The 20155-nt window shown below is 69.6% G+C and carries 12 protein-coding genes and 2 pseudogenes; 7 read left to right on the forward strand and 7 right to left on the reverse strand.

The annotated features are described in order from the left end of the window. Window positions 1–22: 22 nt before the first annotated feature. Window positions 23–1027 (reverse strand): annotated as a pseudogene (locus ON34_RS38760) (Lhr family helicase); the annotation flags it as partial. 504 nt (window positions 1028–1531) lie between these two features. Continuing rightward, a pseudogene (locus ON34_RS04880) lies at window positions 1532–5173 on the reverse strand (ATP-dependent helicase); the annotation flags it as partial. Window positions 5174–5278: 105 nt separating this feature from the next. Between ON34_RS04880 and ON34_RS04885 the strand changes: the two are divergent. From ON34_RS04885 to ON34_RS04895, 3 genes are all read left to right on the forward strand, one after another. Then, window positions 5279–5824: a histidine phosphatase family protein gene (locus ON34_RS04885; RefSeq protein WP_040774780.1), complete on the forward strand. Its 546-nt coding sequence runs from the start codon at window positions 5279–5281 to the stop codon at window positions 5822–5824. 61 nt (window positions 5825–5885) lie between these two features. Further along, window positions 5886–6833 carry a patatin-like phospholipase family protein gene (locus ON34_RS04890; protein ID WP_040774782.1) on the forward strand — a complete coding sequence of 316 codons (948 nt, stop codon included), beginning with the start codon at window positions 5886–5888 and terminating at the stop codon, window positions 6831–6833. Continuing rightward, window positions 6830–7666, forward strand: coding sequence for an SDR family NAD(P)-dependent oxidoreductase (locus ON34_RS04895; RefSeq protein WP_040774784.1), 837 nt, complete (start codon window positions 6830–6832; stop codon window positions 7664–7666). Before ON34_RS04890 ends, ON34_RS04895 begins: the two co-directional genes overlap by 4 nt. A gap of 53 nt (window positions 7667–7719) precedes the next feature. Here the strand turns inward: ON34_RS04895 and ON34_RS04900 are convergent, their stop codons facing one another. Both ON34_RS04900 and ON34_RS04905 read right to left on the reverse strand, forming a co-directional pair. Further along, the gene (locus ON34_RS04900) at window positions 7720–8910 is read right to left on the reverse strand and encodes a lipase family protein (protein WP_444543827.1); all 1191 of its coding nucleotides are present in this window, start codon (window positions 8908–8910) and stop codon (window positions 7720–7722) included. Between the two features lie 374 nt (window positions 8911–9284). Beyond that, the gene (locus ON34_RS04905; RefSeq protein WP_040774786.1) at window positions 9285–9767 is read right to left on the reverse strand and encodes a hypothetical protein; all 483 of its coding nucleotides are present in this window, start codon (window positions 9765–9767) and stop codon (window positions 9285–9287) included. Window positions 9768–10040: 273 nt separating this feature from the next. On the opposite strand from ON34_RS04905, the gene ON34_RS04910 reads away from it, so the two are divergent. Further along, window positions 10041–13514, forward strand: coding sequence for an indolepyruvate ferredoxin oxidoreductase family protein (locus ON34_RS04910; RefSeq protein WP_040774788.1), 3474 nt, complete (start codon window positions 10041–10043; stop codon window positions 13512–13514). Window positions 13515–13689: 175 nt separating this feature from the next. On the opposite strand, the gene ON34_RS04915 is transcribed toward ON34_RS04910, so the two are convergent. Continuing rightward, window positions 13690–14586: a sigma-70 family RNA polymerase sigma factor gene (locus ON34_RS04915; RefSeq protein WP_040774789.1), complete on the reverse strand. Its 897-nt coding sequence runs from the start codon at window positions 14584–14586 to the stop codon at window positions 13690–13692. Between the two features lie 243 nt (window positions 14587–14829). Here ON34_RS04915 and ON34_RS04920 point away from each other — a divergent pair, with 243 nt between their 5' ends. Both ON34_RS04920 and ON34_RS04925 read left to right on the forward strand, forming a co-directional pair. After that, window positions 14830–15987, forward strand: coding sequence for an EstA family serine hydrolase (locus tag ON34_RS04920; protein WP_040774791.1), 1158 nt, complete (start codon window positions 14830–14832; stop codon window positions 15985–15987). Between the two features lie 40 nt (window positions 15988–16027). Beyond that, window positions 16028–17251, forward strand: a complete 1224-nt coding sequence (locus ON34_RS04925) for a cytochrome P450 family protein (protein ID WP_040774793.1) — start codon at window positions 16028–16030, stop codon at window positions 17249–17251. A gap of 142 nt (window positions 17252–17393) precedes the next feature. Here the strand turns inward: ON34_RS04925 and ON34_RS04930 are convergent, their stop codons facing one another. Next, on the reverse strand, window positions 17394–18020 hold the full coding sequence (locus ON34_RS04930) for a hypothetical protein (RefSeq protein ID WP_040774794.1): 627 nt from the start codon (window positions 18018–18020) through the stop codon (window positions 17394–17396). Window positions 18021–18102: 82 nt separating this feature from the next. Between ON34_RS04930 and ON34_RS04935 the strand changes: the two genes are divergently transcribed. Beyond that, entirely contained in the window at window positions 18103–18681 is a 579-nt protein-coding gene (locus tag ON34_RS04935) for a TetR/AcrR family transcriptional regulator (RefSeq protein ID WP_051022157.1), read from the forward strand. On the opposite strand, the gene ON34_RS04940 is transcribed toward ON34_RS04935, so the two are convergent. After that, entirely contained in the window at window positions 18671–20155 is a 1485-nt protein-coding gene (locus ON34_RS04940) for a subtype B tannase (RefSeq protein ID WP_218003848.1), read from the reverse strand. The genes ON34_RS04935 and ON34_RS04940 overlap by 11 nt on opposite strands.

A 20155-nucleotide genomic window follows, 5' to 3' on the forward strand; every position in this document is an offset into this window, starting at 1 on the left:
GCCCCGGTGCCGGTATCCGGACTCATGGGCGGCTCCGCAGGCGCAAGCCGCGCGGCGTGGTGGAGAAGCCCGCCTCGGTGAGGAACCCGGCGAACGTGTTGCCGTGCACGGTGTCTCCGTTGACGCGATCGATGACCAGCGAGTCCACGCGACGGTTCCGCACCAGGTCGGCCAGGGCCTGCGCGGCCCCGCGGCGGGCGTCGGGGTCTTCGGTGAAGGTCAAGAGGGTCTTGCCGCCCCGTTCCAGGTAGAGGACCAGTTCCCCGTCCACGAGCACGACCAGCGCTCCGGCTTTGCGTCCGGGCCGATGCCCGCCATCGACGTCGCTCTTCGGCCAGGCCAGCGCAGCGCCGTACGGGTTGGCGGGATCGCAGGCGGCCAGCGCCAGGACCGTGCCGGTCGGCTGCCTGAACTCGGGACGGCCTCGCTCGGTGTCGAAGGAGCGCAGTCGGTCCACCACATCAGTGGTGGAGAACTGGGCGCCGCCGAGCGAGTCGACGAAATACCCGCGGCGGCAACGGCCGCGGTCCTCGAATTCGGTCAGAACCCGGTACATCAGCGCGAATCCGCCCGGGACGCCCTCGTTCTGCACCGGTCCTCTGGTCAGTACCCCGTACCGCTCCAGAAGCAGATCAGCGGTCGCGTGCGCGCGCACGGTGTTGTCCGAGACGCGCTCCGGCAACAGCGACCACCGCCCGGCTACCGAAGGAGGACCGGAACGAGTCGGCATGCTCGGCCTCGGTAGGTAGGCGCGGCCGCGGGGAGCGCGCCGGGGTGTGCGATGGGCGGTGGTGGTCCGCGTCGTTCCCGCCAGCAGCGCGCGGACCGGGGCGAACGTGTCGCCGGAAACCAATCCCGCCCAGACCAGTTCCCACAGCGCCGTAACCACCGCGGAATCGTCGAGGAGACCCGTGGCATCCGACAGCTGCCGGAAGAAGAACGCACCGCCACCTTGCGGCACCGGTGTCAGTCGCTGTGTTGCGCCGAGATGTTCTCTCTCGGCCGGGGAAGCGAAGCCGATCGGTGACCACTGCCCGCGGGAGTCGGTGTGCGCCGCGGTGCTCGCCCGCGCATCACCGCCTACGCGTGTTGCGCGCCCGGTGGACCCGCCGCCAGTCGAATGCGCATGCGCACCATCATTTTCGACCGCCGACGAATCCCGCCCATCCAGCGGTGCTGGTCCCCGGTCCGCCCTGGTATCGGCGGCTCCGATCGGAGCTTCGCCCCTGTGGCCTGTCGGTCGCTCGCCAGATGGTTCGCGGGTCGAATCTCCCTGCGCATCAGTACTCTTGGTGCTCGGCTGGTTCGGCTCATCGAGTGGTGCGGACGTCCGGTCTGCCGGGGTATCGGCGTCGATCGGCGCATCGCGGCTTACCCGTGTTGTCGGTACGGCGGATTGCCCCCTGGCCGAATTGCCACGCGCGCCACTACCGTCGACCGCGGGGGGATCGGGCTCGTCCAGCGGTATCGGCTCCCGGCTTGCCGGGGTATCGGCGGTTCCGGGGGGTGTCCACGGCACGAAGGTCGCCCCCATGGCCGTGAGCAGCCGCAGCTGGACGTCCGAAAGATCGATCTCGTCCGGTGGTGCGAGCGTGAACGGGGCTTGGTCGGCCAGGTGCAGGGCGATCCAGCCGTCCTTCGCGGTGATGGCGCCATGTCCGGACCAGATCACCTCTCCGGTCGCCATCAGCTCGTCGAGCATGGCGGGGGTGTAGTCCGGCACTCGCGCGGGCAGGATCAGCGATTCCCAGGCCGACGCCGGAATCGGCACGCCCGCGAGTTGCTCCACGACGGCCGCGACGCCGTCGACGCCACGCAGCTCACCGGTCCCGATGTGCTGCCAGGACGGGAGGAAGCGGCCGAACGCGGCGGTGGAGACCGGCTCGACCTCGTGCCGTGCGGCGGCGAGCGACCGGCGGCGCAGTCGGCGCAGCACCTGCGCGTCGCACCATTCCGATCCGGCGGCTCCGGGTGTGAATTCGCCTTCCACCACGCGTTTCTCGGCGACGAGCCGGTGCAGCGCGGAAGCGGCGACGGCGGTGCCGAGCCCGAACCGGGCCGCGACCGCCTCGGTGCCGAACGGCGCGTGCGTGCGGGCATAGCGGCCGATCAGGTCACCGAGCGGATCGGCCACCGGCTCGATGAACGCCGCGGGCGTTCCGATCGGCAGCGGAACCCCCAGCGCGTCACGCAGGCGGGCCGCGTCCTCCACCGCCACCCACCAGTTCCGGCCCGCGAACGACACCTCCAGTGCCCGCCGCGCGGCCACCAGGCTCGCGAACCATTCCCCCGGATGCTCGTCGCAGCGCTCGGCGGCTTCCGCGGCGGTCAGCGGCCCGAGCAGTCGCAGCAGATCCGCCAAGGCCTCGGCGTCTCTCGCGCGCCGCTCCGGCGTCAGCCGCTGCAGCTCTCGCTCGGTCTGGTCGATGACCGCGGCGTCGAGCAGTTCGCGCAGCTCCACCCGGCCGAGCAACTCGGCGAGCAGACCCGAGTCGAGCGACAGCGCGGCGGCGCGGCGCTCGGCCAGCGGGCTGTCGCCGTCGTACATGAACTGGCCGATGTAGTCGAACAGCAGGGCGTTCGCGAACGGCGACGGCGTCGCGGTCTCCACCTCGACCAGTCGCACTTGGCGGCGTGCCACCCGGCCGAGCAACTCGCGCAGCGACGGCAGATCGTAGACGTCGCGCAGGCATTCGCGCACCGTCTCCAAAAGGATCGGGAACTCGGGAAACTTGCGCGCCACATCGAGCAACTGGGCCGAGCGCTGGCGCTGCTGCCACAGCGGGGCGCGCTTGCCGGGGTCGCGGCGGGGCAGCAGCAGGGCGCGTGCCGCACATTCCCGGAACCGGGAGGCGAACAGCGCCGAGCCGCCCACTTGCTCGGTGACGATGTCGTCGATCTCGTCGGACTCGAACACGAACAGCTCGGCGCCGGGCGGATCATCGGTGGTGTCGGGCAGCCGCACGACGATGCCGTCGTCGGAGGCGTTCGACGCCGCTTCCACACCGAACCGCTCGCGCAGCCGGGCCCCGACGGCCAGCGCCCATGGCGCGTGCACCGGCAGCCCGTAGGGCGAGTGCAGGACCAGTCGCCAGTCGCCGAGTTCGTCGCGGAAACGCTCCACGACCAGCGTGCGGTCGGTGGGCAGATGCCCGGTCGCGGTGCGCTGGTCGTCCAGCAGTGTGAGCAGGTTCGCGGTCGCGTTGTCGTCCAGACCGGCCTCTCGCAGCACCTGTGCGAGGCCGTCTTGCGCCGGGTCCGTGCGGGATTCGGCGCTGGCGGACTTTCGCCGCACTGCCTTCCGCGTTCCGGTCGCGGCGTCCGGCTCGGATGTGAGGCGCTGCCCGACCGTGCGCACGAACTCACCCAGCGCCGCACCGAGCTCCGCGGGCCGCCCGAGCCCATCGCCGTGCCAGAACGGCAACCGGCCCGGCTGCCCGAACGCGGGCGTGACCAGCACCCGATCGAAGGTGATCTCCTCGATCCGCCAGCTCGTCGCCCCGAGCGCGAACACGTCGCCGACCCGCGACTCGTAGACCATCTCCTCGTCGAGTTCGCCGACGCGCGAGGCCTTCTCGCCCACCATGTACACCGCGAACAGGCCCCGGTCGGGGATCGCGCCGCCGGAGGTCACGGCCAGGCGTTGCGCGCCGGGCCGTCCGGTGAGCGTCCCGGCGTCGCGGTCCCAGACCAGCCGGGGCCGCAGTTCGGCGAACTCGTCGGAGGGGTAGCGCCCGGAGAGCAGGTCCAGCACCGATTCGTAGGCCGAGCGCGGCAGCGACGCGTAACTTCCCGTCCCGCGCACGACGTCGAACCACGCGTCGACGTCGATCGGGTCGAGCGCGCACGCGGCGATGGTTTGCTGCGCGAGAATGTCCAGCGGGTGCGCCGGTATCTGGATCGCCTCGATCTGCCCCGCGGTCATCCGCCGCGACGCCACCGCGCAGTGGATGACGTCGGTGCGGTGTTTCGGGAAGATCACTCCGCGGGAGATCTCGCCGACCTGATGTCCGGCGCGTCCGATCCGCTGCAATCCGCTCGCTACCGAGGGCGGCGCCTCCACCTGCACGACGAGGTCCACCGCACCCATGTCGATGCCGAGTTCCAGGCTGCTGGTCGCGACGACGCAGCGCAGCCGCCCGCTTTTGAGATCGTCTTCGATCAGCGCTCGCTGCTCTTTGCTGACCGAACCGTGGTGCGCCCGCGCCAGCAGCGGCCCCGCCCCGTGGATCACCTCGGTGGACGGCCCGAGCTGGGCAGGCGGTTCGTGCTCGGTCTGCACCGGCTCGCCGAGCCGTGCCGCGTAGGCCTCGTTCAACCGGGCGGTGAGACGCTCGGCCAGCCTGCGCGAGTTGGCGAACACGATCGAGGACCGGTGCTCCAGGACGAGATCGACGATCGCCTCGTCCACGTGCGGCCAGATCGACCCGGGCTGGTCGGAGTCGCCCGGCTCGGTCATGTCCGCGACCGGCACCCGCACCGACAGGTCGAACGTCTTCGGCGCGGGCGGCGCGACCAGGGTGATCGGCGCGTTGCCGACCAGGAATCGCCCGACTTCCTCCGGCGGCCGGACCGTGGCGGACAGGCCGATGCGCTGGGCGGGCCGCTCGGTCAGCAGGTCGAGCCGGGCCAGCGACAGTGCCAGGTGCGCGCCGCGTTTGGATCCGGCGATCGCGTGCACCTCGTCCACGATCACCGTGCGCACGTCGCGCAGCGTGTCGCGCGCGGCCGAGGTGAGCATGAGGAACAGCGATTCCGGCGTGGTGATCAAGATGTCCGGCGGGGTGCGCAGCATGGACCGGCGGTCGGCGGCGCTGGTATCGCCGGAACGGACGCCGACGGTGATCTCCGGCGGCTCGACGCCCAGCCGTTTGGCGGTCTGCGTGATGCCGACCAGCGGGGCCCGCAGATTGCGCTCCACGTCCACGGCCAGCGCCTTCAGCGGCGACACGTACAGCACCGAGGTGCCGGTGGACTCGGCGGTCCGCTCCCGGGTAGCCAGCTGGTCGATCGCCCACAGGAACGCGGACAGCGTCTTGCCCGACCCGGTCGGCGCGATGACGAGGGTGTGCTCGCCCGCCGCGATCGCCCGCCATGCCCCCAGCTGGGCGGACGTAGGCGCGGGGAAGGCGCCGTCGAACCACTCCTGGGTCGCGCGGGAGAACTGGGCCATGGCATCAGTGTGCACCGCGCCACCGACAAGCCGCCCGGGCCGGTGCGGAGCGAAGCGGGAGCAATCGAACTACGGCCGTCGCCGCCGCGCCGTACGCTTCGACAGGTGCAAAAGGTGCTCAGACTCGACCTGGTCAGCCATGGCATGACCGAGGCGATGCGCAAGGCACGTTTTCCGGTCGACGAATCGCTCACCGAGGCAGGTCGCCGGGCGGTGTCGGAATGCGGACCGCTGACCGCTCCCCGGGTGCTGACCGGGCCCGAACGCCGGACCGTGGAGACCGCCGCGCTGCTCGGCTTGCCGGGCAAGGAGGACAGCCGGTTGCGCGACTTGGACGCGGGCGCCTGGCGCGGTGGGGAGCTCATGTCGGTACCCCAGGACGAGCTGTACGCGTGGCTCACCGATCCGGAGTTCCGCGGGCACGGCGGCGAATCGGTGGTGGACGTGATCGAGCGGACCAGAGTCTGGATGGCGGAGGTCGCCGCGCAGGCGGTGTCCACCATCGCGGTCACCCACCCGGCGGTCGTCAGGGCCGCTCTGCTGGTGACCCTGGACGCACCGCCGAAATCCTTCTGGCGCATCGATATTCCACCCGGAAGCGTGACCCGCCTGCACTATCGCGGCGAATGGACGCTGCACTTCACGGCCTGACGCCGGTGGATGGATCCGAGACGGGTGGCATTCCGGCGCGGTCCGGCTAGTGTCTGAGACTATGAGTAACAACAATGGGCCGCAGCGGCGCGGCCTGGCCATCGGATGCGGTGGCACCGTGGGGGCCGCGTGGATCGTCGCCGCGCTGGCCGCCGCCCGCGACGTGCTCGATTGGGATCCGCGCACGGCGGACGTGCTGATCGGCACCTCGGCGGGCGCGGAGGCGGTGACGATGCTCGGCAGCGGCGTCTCGGTCGACGAACTGGTCGCCATGCAACGCGGCACCTCGACCGACCCGATCCTGCGCGAGCACGGGCGCGCCGAACCGGGCCGCTTTCCTCCGTTGCCACGCCCGCGACTCGGCTCGCCGCGGCTGCCCCTGCGGCGCCACCAGTCGGGCCAGGCGCTGCTGGCCGCTGGCAGCGGGCTGCTGCCGATCGGCGGCGGCGACTCCAGCTGGTTGCGGCGATTAGCCGAGAGACTCAACCCGGGCCGTTCCTGGGTGCCGCATCCGGCGGCCTGGTTGGTGGCGATGGACTACGAAACCGGGCAGCGGGTGGCGTTCGGTTCGCCGGACGCGCCCGACGCGACCATCGGTGCGGCACTGCGCGCGTCGTGGGCGATCCCCGGCTGGTTCCCGCCGGTCACGATCGCCGGTCGTCGTTTCGTCGACGGCGGAGCGGCGTCGACCGCGTCGGTGGACCTGCTTGTTCCCGAGAAGCTGGACGAAGTGCTCGTGCTGGCCCCGATGGCCTCGGCGGAGCGGATTCCCGCGACCGGCGTGGGGCATCTCCTGGAGCGGCAGCTGCGCAATCGCATGAGCGCCGAGCTCGACGCCGAGATCGCGCGGTTGCGCGCCGCGGGCACCAAGGTCCTCTTCGTGGGCGCCACCGCCGACGACCTCGCGGTGATGGGCGCCAATTTCATGGACGGCCGCCGCCGTCTCGCCACCTTCGAACACAGCCTGCGCAGCACCCGTCGCGCGCTCGAACAAGGAGCCTTCGAATGAGAATTCTCGGATCCGGTTACCCCGGCATCGACCTGCGCGAGGCCAGGGTCCTGATCACCGGCGGCGGCCGCGGCATCGGCCGGGCCACCGCGGAACTGTTCGCCGCCAAAGGCTCTCGGGTCGTGCTCGCGGACGTGGACAAAGCCGCCGCCGAAGCGGCCGCCGCCGCGATCGGCGGGGTCGCCTGCGAACTGGATGTGCGCTCGCGCGGCCAGTGGGACGCCATGATCGCCGCGGTGGGTGCGATCGACATCCTCGTCAACAACGCGGGCGTCATGCCCGCGGGCGCGTTCCTCGACGAACCGGACGTGGTCGGCCAGGCCACGCTGGACATCAACGTGTGGGGCCTCATCCACGGCATGCGCGCCACCGCGCCGGGCATGATCGAGCGCGGCCGCGGCCATATCGTCAACATCGCCTCGCTGGCGGGCAAGGTCCCCATCCCCGGCCTCGCCGTCTACAACGCGAGCAAGTTCGCGGCCGTCGGCCTCTCGGCGGCCACGCGTCTGGAGTTCGCCGAACACGGCGTCAGCGTCAGCTGTGTCCTGCCGTCGGCGGTGCGCACCCGCCTCTCCTCCGGGCTCGCGCTCGGCCACGGCATGCCGACCGTCGACCCGGAGGACGTCGCCGCCGCTATCGTGCGCACCTGCGCGACGCGCAAAGCCGAAGTGGCGGTGCCGAATTACCTCGGTCCGGTGGACATCGCGCTGGCCGCCGCGCCGGAACGCGCGGTACGCCTGGTCCGCAGGCTGTTCGACGGCGACCGCGCGCTGCATCCCGCCGACGAGAAGACCCGCGCGGAGTACGAGCGGCAGGTTCGCTCCATCAGCTGATCCGAACGAAAGCGGCCCGGGAGATCGTCTCCCGGGCCGCTGCTCGCGCGTGGTCAGCAGTTCGTCGTCGCGGGTTCGCCGCGGAACCTGGCCTCCACGTAGTTCCACGCGTCCGCGAATCCGGCGACCGCCGCGGTCATGTGCTCGGAGATGTCATAGGTGTGGAACTCCACCGGCGCCCCGGCCTTGCAGTATCGGTCGGCGACCTCGGCGACGGGTCCATAGAAGGTCATCGTGTCGAAGCGCCCTTGCCAGAGATAGGTGGGAACGGTCGGCACGCCGTCGAAGTAGCGAAGGCTGTTCTCGCGCAGCACGGCATGCGCCTCGGCGCTGTCCATCAGGTTCTTGGTCGCCGCCATCTGCTCGGCACTGCGGAAAGCGCCGTGGAAGAGCAGGAACCGGCGGCAGGCGTCGTGCGTGAATTCCCGGAACCACAAGCCGTGCGGGTTGAGCTGATCCGAGACCGGCAGCCGGTCCGGGTACTCCCGCTCCAGTCCCATGGCCGCGGCGAAGGCGAGCCCGAATCCCGGGTGCGGATTGAAGCCGAGCGCGAGCGCCATCTCCTCGAGGTCGGCGGGGATGCCGCCCGCCACGGCGGCGGTGAGGTGCAGATCCGGCGCGTAGGTGGGTTGCAGCGCGGCGGCCCATGCGGTGGCCATGCCGCCGCCGGAGTAGCCCGCGATGGCCACCGGGGAGGCGGACAGACCGAGCTCGGCGACCTTGCGCACGGCCTTGACGCTGTCGAGCGTCATCATCCCGGCCAGCCGCGCCGCGCCGTAGGCGGAGGTGGGGCCGAGGTAGTCCGGCAGCGAGATCGCCCAACCGCGTCCGATGGGCAGCATCGCGCCGACCGCGTCCTGCAATTCGCCGTTGAACAGCGAACGCGATGGGTTGCACTGGGTGCCGAGGGAGTTGATCAGCGCCTGATAGGAGACCAGCGGCGGGTTCTGGACGCCGACCGGCAGGAGGACGGTCGTGACCCCCATGACCGGCTTGTCCTGCGAGTTGGTCGACCGGAACGCCACCTGCCAGCCCTCGGTCCCCACGTAGAGACCGGTGTCGATCCTGCGGGTCCGCACTACGTCGCCGGGCGCGAACGCGGCCAGGTCCGGCGGCGCGGTGTAGAACGGATCGGGATCGGGAGTGGGATAGAGCGGCTGAGCCGTCGCGGGGAGGCCGAGCAGGCCCACCGAGACGACGCTCAACACCAGCAAGATCGCGATCCGGAACGGAATTCTGGACACGGTTTTCCTTCGAAAGTCAGCCGCCACCGACCCACTGGCGCGCGGCGGTCATGCCGCGGCGTCGGTGGTTCGGACGGACCGGCACTGCACGGAAAAACCGTGGCGAACCACCTCGTTCACCACGGGAAGGAACAGAAGGATTCACCGCGTGCGGCTGTGGGCCGATCGCGGCGAACTGGTGCACCCTCCTTCTGCTCCGGGACCGCCGGTGGCCGCGGAGGCGGCACCATCCGCTGCGAAAATAGCGTCGAACCGCGCGTGGCGCCGAAAGAGAAACGACGAAAGGGACAATTCACAACCCGCGCGGGTCCGGGTTCGACAAGATCACTATTGAGCGGTCGCCGCCGGGCCGGTAGATGATCGGCGGGCCCGGCTCACGCGAGGCTGAGCACCGTGCGATTGCCCAGCGGGCGTTCCAGGTCGACCACGACCACGCCGTACTCGCGTTTCTGCTCCGGACTGGCGCCCTGGCACGGCGGCATGCCGCGATGCAGCCCCCGGATCAGCCGCACGCTCACCAGCTCGGCCGATTCCTCGACCCGCGCGGTGAAACCGACGCTCGGGCAGCCGACCGGTCCCGGGATGTGGATGGCGAGCTTGTTCGTGCCGTCTTCTGTGTCGTACTCCGAGAAGGCCATCGCCGCACTCGATTCCAGATCCGCCGCGTGCGGGATCACGACCATCGTTCCGCCTGTGTAGCTGCGCGAGCCCGCGTCGGCGCGTGCCCCCGCCGCGGCTGTCGGGTCCCGCGAGGAGGCGACGCCCGAAGCCGCGTCCGGTGCCTGCTGCCCGCACGCGGTCAACGCCCACAGCGCGACGGCCGCGACGACCGCCGTGCGCCTGCTGCGCATACCCATCTCTCCACCTTCACATAGGTGCCGAGTCGGGTGGGGGAGCAACGCGGTGTGGCGTGGCCAGCACTCCGCCTGGCCGGGAGATGCTTGTGCGCGTCATCACATTTACCTCGCACTGTGCATAGGCGGTGCCCATTGTCAAGGCTGTGAATTGTGCAGAATGCTCAATCTATGACGTAGCAGTTGTGCGTTCAGATCTTTGGAGACACGATGTCGGCACCAAGTGCACAACGATGCGAGGCGCCCGACCGGTGCTGAGCGGACGGGTGGATCTGTATGACCGAGCTCGCTGACCGCGACCTGATCGCAGCTCCCTATGACCTTGCCGACCGTTACCGCGTCGGCGCGGGGACGGTTGTCCTCACCGGCGTCCAGGCCATCGCGCGACAGCTGGTCGAGCAGCACGTGCGCGATCTGCGGGCCGGACGGCGCGTCGGCACGTTCGTGTCCGGGTATCAGGGCAGTCCGCTCGGTGGTGTCGACAAGATGCTGGCCGGAATGCCCGATGTCCTCGCCGAACACGACATCACGTTCGTGCCCGGATTGAACGAGGAACTGGCCGCGACCTCGGTCTGGGGCAGCCAGGCCGACCTGCCCGGTGGCACCGCCACGCACGACGGCGTCGTCGGTGTCTGGTACGGCAAGGGGCCCGGGCTGGACCGGGCGACCGACGCGTTGCGCCACGCCAACATGTACGGCGCGAACGCGCGCGGCGGCGTGCTGCTGCTGGTCGGCGACGATCCGGCGTCGAAGTCCTCCACCGTGCCCGCGGTGAGCGAGCGCTCGCTGGCGGCGATGAACATCCCGGTGCTGTTCCCCCGCAACGCCCGCGAGATCATCACCATGGGCCTGCACGGCGTGGCCCTGTCGCGTGCCTCGGGATGCCTCGTGGCGCTCAAGATCGTCGCCGATGTCGCCGACGGCGCCTGGACCGTCGACGGTTCGGTCGGCGACATCGACATCGTGGTGCCCGAGATCGACTGGGAGGGAAGGCCGTTCCGCTACCTGCAGCGTCCGATGGCCGCGCCCGCCGACAGCCTGCTCGCGGAGGCGGACCTCTACGGCCCGCGCTGGGAACTGGTCAAGGCCTACAGCACGCGCAACGGGTTGGACGTGATCGAGGTGAACCCCGCCCACGCCACCGTCGGAATCGCCGCCACCGGTACGACATTCGACGCCGTCCGGCAAGCGCTGATCGACCTCGGCACGGACGACGACGCGCTGCGCGCCGCGGGCATTCGACTGCTGCGCATCGGCATGCCGTACCCCATTGCGCCCGAGCGTGTCCGGGAGTTCGCCGACGGGCTCTCGCGGCTGATCGTCGTGGAGGACAAGACGGCGTTCATCGAAACGCAGATCCGGGAGATCCTCTACGGCACGCCCGGCGCCCCCGGCATCGTCGGCAAGCGTGACGCGTCGGGCCGTCCGCTGTTCGGCCAGGACGGCGAGCTGACCTCCGGGCGGATCGCCGCGCCGCTGCGCCGCGCGCTCGACGGCTTCCTGGAACTGAAACGCCCGCTGCCGCAACCGTTGTCGCTGGCCGTGCTGCCTGCCAAGCGCGCGGCCTACTTCTGTAGCGGCTGCCCACACAACCGCTCGACCGCCGTGCCCGAAGGCTCGCTGGCGGGCGGCGGCATCGGCTGTCACACCATGGTGACCATGTCGGGTCGCGCCGACAGCAAGGTCACCGGCCTGACCCAGATGGGCGGCGAAGGCGCGCAATGGATCGGCCAGGCCCCGTTCACCGACGTCGGGCATCTGTTCCAGAACATCGGCGACGGCACCTACTTCCACTCCGGCCAGCTCGCCGTGCAGGCGTGCGTCGCCGCGGGCGTGAACATCACCTTCAAGCTGCTGCACAACGAGGTCGTCGCGATGACCGGCGCGCAGCACGCGGAGGGCGCGCTCACCGTGCCGATGCTCACCCACAAGCTCACCACCGAGGGTGTGCGCCGGATCATCGTCTGCGCCGACGAGCCCCAGCGCTACCGCAAGCGCGATCTCGCCCCCGGCACCCTGCTCTGGCACCGGGACCGGCTCGACGAAGCCCAGCGCGTCCTGCGCGAGGTACCCGGCGTCACGGTGCTCATCTACGACCAGCACTGCGCCGCCGACGCCCGGCGGCAGCGCAAACGCGGCACGCTGCCGGTGCGGCGCACCAGGGTGGTCATCAACGAGGCGGTGTGCGAGGGCTGCGGCGACTGCGGGGTGCGGAGCAACTGCCTCTCGGTCCAGCCGGTGGACACCGAATTCGGCCGCAAGACCAGGATCGACCAGACCTCCTGCAACACCGACTACAGCTGCCTGGACGGTGACTGCCCGTCGTTCGTCACCGTCGAGCTGCCCGACCCGGGGAAGGCGAAGAAGCGCATGAGCGTTCGCCGCCCCGAGCCGCCGCGCGTCCCCGACCTTCCCTGCGAGGCGCCGACCTCGACACAGAACGTCTTCCTCGCGGGCATCGGCGGAACCGGCATCGTGACCGTCAACCAGGTGCTGGCCACCGCGGCGATGCGCGCCGGGTACGAGGTCGCGAGCCTGGATCAGATCGGTTTGAGTCAGAAGGCCGGTCCGGTGGTGTCCCACCTGCGGTTCGCGCTCGGCGAGCTGGAACCGGCGAACCGGCTGGCGCCCGCCTCCGCCGATTGCGTCGTCGCCTTCGACCTGCTCGCCGCCACCGACACCAAGAACCTGGCCTACGGCTCCCGGACGGCCACCGTCGCCGTGGCGTCGACCAGCAAGACGCCGACCGGCGACATGGTCTACGACAAGTCGGTGTCCTATCCGGACGAGCGGTTGCTGCTCAACCGCCTGGAGCAGGTGTCGCGCTCGGTGCACTCGTTCGACGCGCTGGCCGCCGCCGACGTGCTGTTCGGCAACACCGCCGCCGCCAACTTCCTCCTGGTCGGCGCCGCCTACCAGGTCGGCGGCCTGCGGCTGCCCGCGGCGGCGATCGAGGAGGCGATCGAGATCAACGGCGTCGCGGTCGCCGCGAACATCGCCGCGTTCCGCTGGGGCCGCGTCGCGGTGGCGCGGCCGGAGGAGTTCGCCGCGGCCACCACACGGCAGCGCCGAACGAAGGCCGAAATCGCGGTTCCGGCAGATCTTTTCGATGGATTCACCGCGGTGGGCGAGACCCGGCGGCTGGTCGAGCTGCGGGCCGAAGAGCTGATCGGATTCCAGAGCCCCCGGCTGGCTCGCGCGTATGTGGCCGCTGTGCAACGGGTTTGGGAGGCACAGGGCCGGGTCGGCGACCGCACCGAGTTCAGCGAGCAGGTGGCGCGCGGGTTGCACAAGTTCACCGCGTACAAAGACGAGTACGAGGTGGCGCGCAGGCTCACCGACCCGGCCTTCCTGGACGACGTCGCCGCCCAGCTGCCCGACGGCGCGAACCTGACCTACCGGCTGCACCCGCCGATCCTGCGCGCGATGGGCCGCGAGAAGAAGATCGGCATCGGCCCGCGCGGCCACTTCGCACTGCGCCTACTGGCCAGGGGCAAAAGACTGCGGGGCACCAAGTTCGATCCGTTCGGCTACGCCCACGTGCGCCGCGTCGAGCGCGCCCTGCGCGACCACTACCTCGAGATGGTGACCACCCTCGCCGACACGCTCGACGCGGCGAACTACGACCGCGCCGTGGAGGCTGCGGGCCTGGCCGATCTGGTGCGCGGCTACGAGGACATCAAACTCGCCAACGTCGAGCTCTATTGCGACCGCCTGCGTGCGCTGGGCATCCAGCCGCCTCTGGTCTGACGTGGCGGCAGCCCGGATGCGCCGCTCGCCAACCGAGACAGACCCGTGCTCGGCGTCGTGACCGCCAGCCCTCGGCGAGCTGACCAGGGATAGCCGCAGGCCCCGCCGGATCCACACGACGGCGGGGCCACGGTCCTGGTCGTGGCTCGTCGAGGTCCCGGGATGCCTGCCGTGACTACCGGCTTGCCGTGATGGCGGCCACGTCCAGCCGGGCCAGCCGGTCCGGGTCGGCGAGAATGTCGATCTCGGCGATCCGGCCTGCGACAACGGTGAAACTCATCACCGACTTCAGCACGCCATCGAGGGTGCTGACCAATCCGGCGGCTCCGTTGACCAGGGCTGTGTGGGTTGTGTAGGTGGTGGCCATGCGCTGGAAGGTTTCGGCCTGTCCGGCGACTGCCGCGCCGCCGCGGATGACGCGCAGGCCACCGGCGGAGGTGGTTGCTCCGGCGTCCGCGCGCAGGACCACATCAGGGTCGAGGATCGCTACCAGTGCCTCGATGCTGCCATCGCGGGCGGCGGCGAGGAAGGCATCGACGATGCGGTGCTGGCGCGGCAGGTCCGGATCGGGGATCGGCGCCTTGCCTTGCACTCGGCGACGAGCCTGGCTGGCGAGCTTCTTCACGGTCTTCGGGGTGCGGTCCACGATCGGGGCGATCTGGTCGTAGGGCATGGCGAACATGTCATGGAGCACGAACGCCAGCCTCTCGGCGGGGCTGAGCGATTCGAGCACCACCAGCAGCGCCATGCCGACCGAATCGGCGAGCAGCGCATGTTGTTCCGGGTCGTTGTCGCGGCTGATCACCGGGTCGGGCAACTGCTGGATCTCCAGCGATTCCACCGGGTGTGCGCGACGAGAGCGCAGCACATCCAGGCACACCCGGCCGACCACGGTCGTCAGCCAGCCGCCGAGGTTGCCGATATCGGCGGCATCCGAGCGCGCCAGCCGCAACCATGCCTCTTGTACCGCGTCCTCGGCTTCGGCCAGTGAGCCGAGCATCCGGTAGGCCACCGCCTGCAGATGTGTCCGGTGCTTCTCGAACTGGTCGGCGAGGTAGTCGGATTCGTTCACCTGTGCTCACGCCTCTCGTTTTTCGGTCTCCGAGATATTGACGAATCAGCGCGGGCGATCGTGACCGTGGGCCGCCCGGCTCGGCCGCGGTTACGTCCGTCGTCGGCGGTTCGTCAGTGCAGTGGAACCGATCCGAGTCGGCGGGTACCGGCGAGGAGCCGATGAGGGGTGCCCGGCCGCGCCCAACGAACCCGACCGCGCGGGAACAGCTGTAGTCGAGAATGAGATCAGGAGCTGAAAACCATGAACAGCATCGAGGTACACGGCACCGTCGCCGACGGATTCGAGGCCGTGCGTTCGGAATTCGCCGCCGTCATAGCCGAGGAGAACGGTGCGTCGGGCGCGCAGCTGGCGGCGTTCCTGCGGGGCAGGCTGGTCGTCGATCTCTGGGCTGGAACCGATATCACCGGCGATACGCTGACCGGTCTGCACTCGTCCACCAAGGGCGCCTCCGCACTGACCGTCGCGCTGCTGGTACAGGACGGCGTACTCGATCTCGACGAGCCCGTCGCCGCGCACTGGCCCGAATTCGGCGCGGCTGGAAAGCAGCGCATCACCGTGCGGGATGTGCTGACCCATCGTGCGGGCGTGATCGGTGTGGACGGCGGATTCAGCGTCGCCGAACTCGCCGACGAGCGGGCGATCGTGGCGCGCCTGGCGGGACAGCGGCCGTACTTCCAGCCGGGAACCGGGCAAGGCTACGGCGGTTTCGTCACCTTCGCCATCGTCGGTGAGGTGGTGCGCCGGATCACCGGCCGCACCCTCCAGCAACTGTTCGAGGACCGTATCCGTGGCCCGTACGGGCTCGACGTCTATCTCGGGCTACCGGAAGAACAGGACTTCCGTTACCGGGAGGTCCTGCCCTGGACGGCGACCCCGGAGATGGAGGCGGCGTTCGCGGCGAATTCACCTGGACCGCATAGTATTCCGGGTATCGCCTACAACCTGAATGCCCGCGGATTCTCGCCCGCCGACGTCATGACACTGCCGAACGATGTTCGGCTGCGCCGTCTCGGCCAGGGCTCCGGCGGTGGGGTGGGCAGCGCCCGGGGCCTGGCCGCCATGTACGCCGCGGCGATCTCCGGACTCGACGGGCGCCCACCGTTGCTCGAGCTGGACACCATCGCCGAGATCGCCACCATCCATTCCGGTGGAACGGATCTGGTTCGCGGCGACCGTGCCCCCTACTCCGTCGGTTTCGAGGCGAAGGGCTTGATGCATCCGTTCCTCGGCGTCCACGCCTTCGGCCACACCGGGTCCGCGGGATCGGACGGATTCGCCGACCCGCACAGCGGCCTCACCTACGGCTACACCCGCCGCCGCGCCGCCTTCGCCTTCAACGCCCCCGAAAACGACCGTCTCGCAGCCGTGATCCACCACGCGGCCGCCGCCACCCATTAGCGCGACCACATGGTCGTCCCGACCGAGAGCAAGGCAACAGATGGATCTGTTCACCGAAGAATTCCGAGACAACCCGTATCCCGGCTACGCGCGGCTGCGCGAGCACTCACCAGTGCACAAAGTGCATGGTCCGATGGGCGTCGAGGTGTGGTTGATCACCCGCTACGAGGAAGCGCGAGCCGCCCTCAACGACCCACGACTGTCCAAGGATGCCCGCAATGCCCCGGCGTGGATGCGCGATCTCGGTCTCGTCACCGAGGACGGCGGACGAGTGGGACTCAACATGCTCGCCGCCGACCCGCCCACGCACACCCGGCTGCGCAAGCTCGTCGCCAAGGCATTCACCCGCCGTCGCATCGACGACCTGCGACCACGGGTCCAGGAGATCACCGACACGCTGATCGACGCCATGCCGGTCGCGGAGGTCGACCTCATCGCTGCCCTGGCGTTCCCGCTGCCGATCATCGTGATCTGCGAGCTCCTCGGTGTCCCGGCGCAGGATCGGGCCTCCTTCCGCGCCTGGAGCCAAGCGCTCACCGCGCCGCCGCTCACACCCGACGGCCTGGCGGCCATGCGGCAGGCCAGGCAGGACATCGGCGGCTACCTGACCGATCTGATCGCCCGCAGGCGGTCCCAGACCGAACCCGCCCTCCGCATCGACGACCAGCCCGACCTGGTGAGCGCCCTCGTCGCCGCCGCCGATGAGCACGACCGGCTCTCCGAGCAGGAATTGCTCGGCACGCTGCAATTGCTGCTCGTCGCCGGACACGAGACGACCGTCAACCTGATCGGCAACGGAATGCTGGCCTTGCTGCGCCATCCCGACCAGCTGGCGCTGCTGCGTGCGCAACCGGAACTGCTGCCAGGAGCCATCGACGAGTTGCTGCGCTATGACGGCCCCGTGGAACGAGCGACGCCGCGATACGCGACGGAGGATATCGACGTGGGCGAGACGACCATACCGGCGGGCAGCGTGGTCTCCATCGCCCTGGCCTCGGCCAACCACGATCCCGGCCACACGCCCGCGGCGAACGAACTCGACATCACGCGCACCGGCCACGGCAACGTGGCCTTCGGCCATGGCATCCACTACTGCCTCGGTGCCCCACTCGGGCGCATCGAGGCGGAGATCGCCATAGGAACACTGCTGCACCGGTTCCCGGACCTGGCGCTGGCCCGCCCGTCGGACGACCTGCGCTGGAAATACGGAGGCGTCACCGACATCTTCCGCGGCCTCGAAACGCTGCCCGTGCGCCTGCGCTAGCCAAGTCATTCGGCAACCGGGACGATGATCGCCTCCACCGACAGCAATGCTGCCGGTGGAGGCGGTATCGGTGGCTCGCAAGCAACCGGGCGTGCGGCCGTCTGCGCGAAGCCCTCGACCCGGCCGCCGCACCGCACGGTTGTCAGCAGCTGTGACCGTGCGTGATGTTGTAGACGGGATTTCCCGGCACACAGTCGGGTGCTCCAGGCTGCCCTTGATCGATGGCGTGGGTGAACCACCAGACCGTACCGAGAGCCGCGGCGACGGCGATGCCCCCAACGGCGAAGGTGCTTCGACCGCGTGGTGATCGACCAGCCCAGGCGACGGTGAGCGCCAGGCTCGCGGCGAGAGTGACGAAACCGCCGGTGATTTCGAACAGGGAACCGATGTCCTCGGGCGGCTGTCCGATGGTGATCGTGTTGGACAGTACTTCGCCGACGACGTACATCCATTGTCCCGCGACCAGACCGGCGGCGATCGCGCCCCGGAACCGGCCGACGGGCAGTTGCGACCACAGCAGAATGACCACGGCCTGCAGCACCACGAACAGGGTGATGGTGGCGGCCGCCAGCATCGGGTCGAGCCAGTCGGTGACCGGGTTACGGCCGTCTTCCGCGCGCACCGCGGCGTAGCCGAACCAAGCAGCGGCGAAAACCGTGCCGGTCAGCGCCGAGAAGCCGAGAGCCTGCGGGGTGGCCCGGGCGGGTCGTGCGGCCTCGGTAACCGCCGGTGAGCGATGTGCTCCGGCGGCGAGATGGGACGCGTTCATGATTCTCCTCCGGCTAAGGTGAGTGCGTGCGCACTCACCTTAGGATGGTAGGTGCGTACGCACTCACAGGCAAGGGGAACGAATGCCGCCCACCGCGCGTGATCGCCTGATCGCCGCCGCCATCAAGCTCATCCGTGAGCACGGAGGCCAGACCACGACCGCACAGATAGCCCGCGAGGCCGGATGCTCGGAAGGCAATATCTTCAAGCAGTTCGGCAGCAAGTCCGCTCTACTGGCCACCGCGCTGTGCGAGGAACTGCCCAGAATCGCGATAGAGGAGAAGGTCGCCCCGGTCGGCAGCGGTGACCTGGGCGAGAATCTGCGTGCCCTCCTCTTCACGCTGATCGAGTTCCAGCGCAACGCACTGCCGCTGCTGGGCACCCTACTCAGCGACCCTGTCTTGCGAGCCGAGTATCAGCGCGTCTCCGATCAGCGCGGGACCGGCCCGCAAGTGGCGGTGGAACGGGTAGCCGACTATCTGCGCGCCGAACAGGCGATCGGCCGACTCCGTGGCGATATCGATCCCGCGACCGCGGCCGTGCTGTTACTCGGCGCGGCACAGAACTTCGCGCTCACCGAACTGGCGACCGGCGCGTCACGCCAGACCGACGAACTCCTCACCGGGACCGCGGCACTGCTCTCCGCATCACTTACCGAGTGAGCGAGTAGCCGGTCACCTCGCCGATCCACTCGATGAAGTCCTCGGGGTCTTCATTGCTGCCGTGCCCCGCGTCCCAGTACATGGCGGCGTCGACGGCGTCGCCCAAGTTCTCGAGTCCGGCGGCGAGATTGCCCACGATCGTCAGCGAGGTGTCGGTGTCGTTGGTGCCGACGCGAATCCACCAGTTCTTGGCCCGCGCGGGATTCTTCTGCCCGATGAACTGCATCGGATTCATCATGGTGATCTTCTCGGGCAGATCCCGGTCCAGTTGCGCGGCTGCGTCGCCGGTCGCGCGCCGCACGCTGTACAGGGTGAAATGCCTGGCCTTGGTCGTTCCCGCACCGAACAGGTTGTTCTCTCCGGTCGACAGGTCGAACGCGTCGAACGCGGGCGCGTTCTTCTTTCGCTGCCCCACGTGCACGAGAAAGTCCTGCCACGGGAACTCCGCGCGGTCGCCTGCCCAGGTGATCCACGTGTTGTCGGCCAGGTAGCTGGATCGTTCGGCGGCGCCCAGTTCCGTGAGATACGCGGTGGCGGCCGGTTGCAGGTAGGTCCGCACGAGATATCGGCCGTAGTCGTCGGCCGTGATCGGTCCGAATCCGTCCTTGCCCTGAAGGCCGAGTGACGCCTGGTAGTCGACGAACGCTCTGCTCAATTCCCGTGAGACGGCCGGGTCGAGCTCCCCGGAACTCAGCGGGTTGGCGCCCCAATTCCATTCGTAGGCCATATCTGCGTGCTCGAGATCGGTGATCGGGCAGTAGCAGGCGCTCGCGAAGACGGCGTCACTGGCGTCCGCCGCGCCCAGCTCAGCGAGGTACCGGTCGTACAACCGGCTGTCGCCGGACGCGCCCACCAGGGCCGACAGCGCGCCGCCCGCGCTGACCCCGGTGGTGACGATCCGGTCGGTGTTTCCCGGCACGCGACCGGAATTGTGCCGCAGGTACCGGACGGCGGCCTTCAGGTCGACGATGGCGGCCGGCGCCACACCGTAGTAGGTGCCGTCCTCGGCGACCAGCTCACGCCCGCGAGCACCGGACTCCACCACGACATAACCCGCGACCAAGGCGAGGTCGGTGTTCCTGGACCGATCGCCGCCGTCGCCGGAGCCCTGCGGCTCGCTGCTGGTCACCGACGACGAAAGGTATCCCCCGACCGAGTTGCTGAACAGAATCGGCGCCTTGCTCGCGTCGACCGGCGTTCCGTCGACTTCGACGGGAACACTGATGTTCAGACTCTGATACGCCTCGTCCACCGGTTCCGCGACGTAGACGATGCCCCGGTAGAAGCGATAGGTCACCTTCTTGTCGCGCTCGAACGTGGCCACGGTCTTCGTCTCCACCGTGAACCCGTCCGGGTCGAAGACCAAGGCGTCCACCGGCTTCCCGTCGGCGTTGCGCGAACAAGCGGTACCGACTATCGGCACGGCGACCGCCGCGGCACATCCTTTGAGCATCGCTCTGCGCTGCACAGCCAT

It is taken from the genome of Nocardia pneumoniae NBRC 100136 (assembly GCF_000308755.1).
Classification (GTDB): domain Bacteria; phylum Actinomycetota; class Actinomycetes; order Mycobacteriales; family Mycobacteriaceae; genus Nocardia; species Nocardia pneumoniae.

Excerpts from the sequence above, each read along its gene's own strand:
- ON34_RS04890 (WP_040774782.1), top strand. The coding sequence starts at position 5,886 with ATGAGTAACAACAATGGGCCGCAGCGGCGCGGCCTGGCCATCGGATGC.
- ON34_RS04895 (WP_040774784.1), top strand. The coding sequence starts at position 6,830 with ATGAGAATTCTCGGATCCGGTTACCCCGGCATCGACCTGCGCGAGGCC.
- ON34_RS04905 (WP_040774786.1), bottom strand. The coding sequence starts at position 9,767 with ATGGGTATGCGCAGCAGGCGCACGGCGGTCGTCGCGGCCGTCGCGCTG.
- ON34_RS04910 (WP_040774788.1), top strand. The coding sequence starts at position 10,041 with ATGACCGAGCTCGCTGACCGCGACCTGATCGCAGCTCCCTATGACCTT.
- ON34_RS04920 (WP_040774791.1), top strand. The coding sequence starts at position 14,830 with ATGAACAGCATCGAGGTACACGGCACCGTCGCCGACGGATTCGAGGCC.
- ON34_RS04925 (WP_040774793.1), top strand. The coding sequence starts at position 16,028 with ATGGATCTGTTCACCGAAGAATTCCGAGACAACCCGTATCCCGGCTAC.
- ON34_RS04930 (WP_040774794.1), bottom strand. The coding sequence starts at position 18,020 with ATGAACGCGTCCCATCTCGCCGCCGGAGCACATCGCTCACCGGCGGTT.
- ON34_RS04935 (WP_051022157.1), top strand. The coding sequence starts at position 18,103 with ATGCCGCCCACCGCGCGTGATCGCCTGATCGCCGCCGCCATCAAGCTC.
- ON34_RS04940 (WP_218003848.1), bottom strand. The coding sequence starts at position 20,155 with ATGGCTGTGCAGCGCAGAGCGATGCTCAAAGGATGTGCCGCGGCGGTC.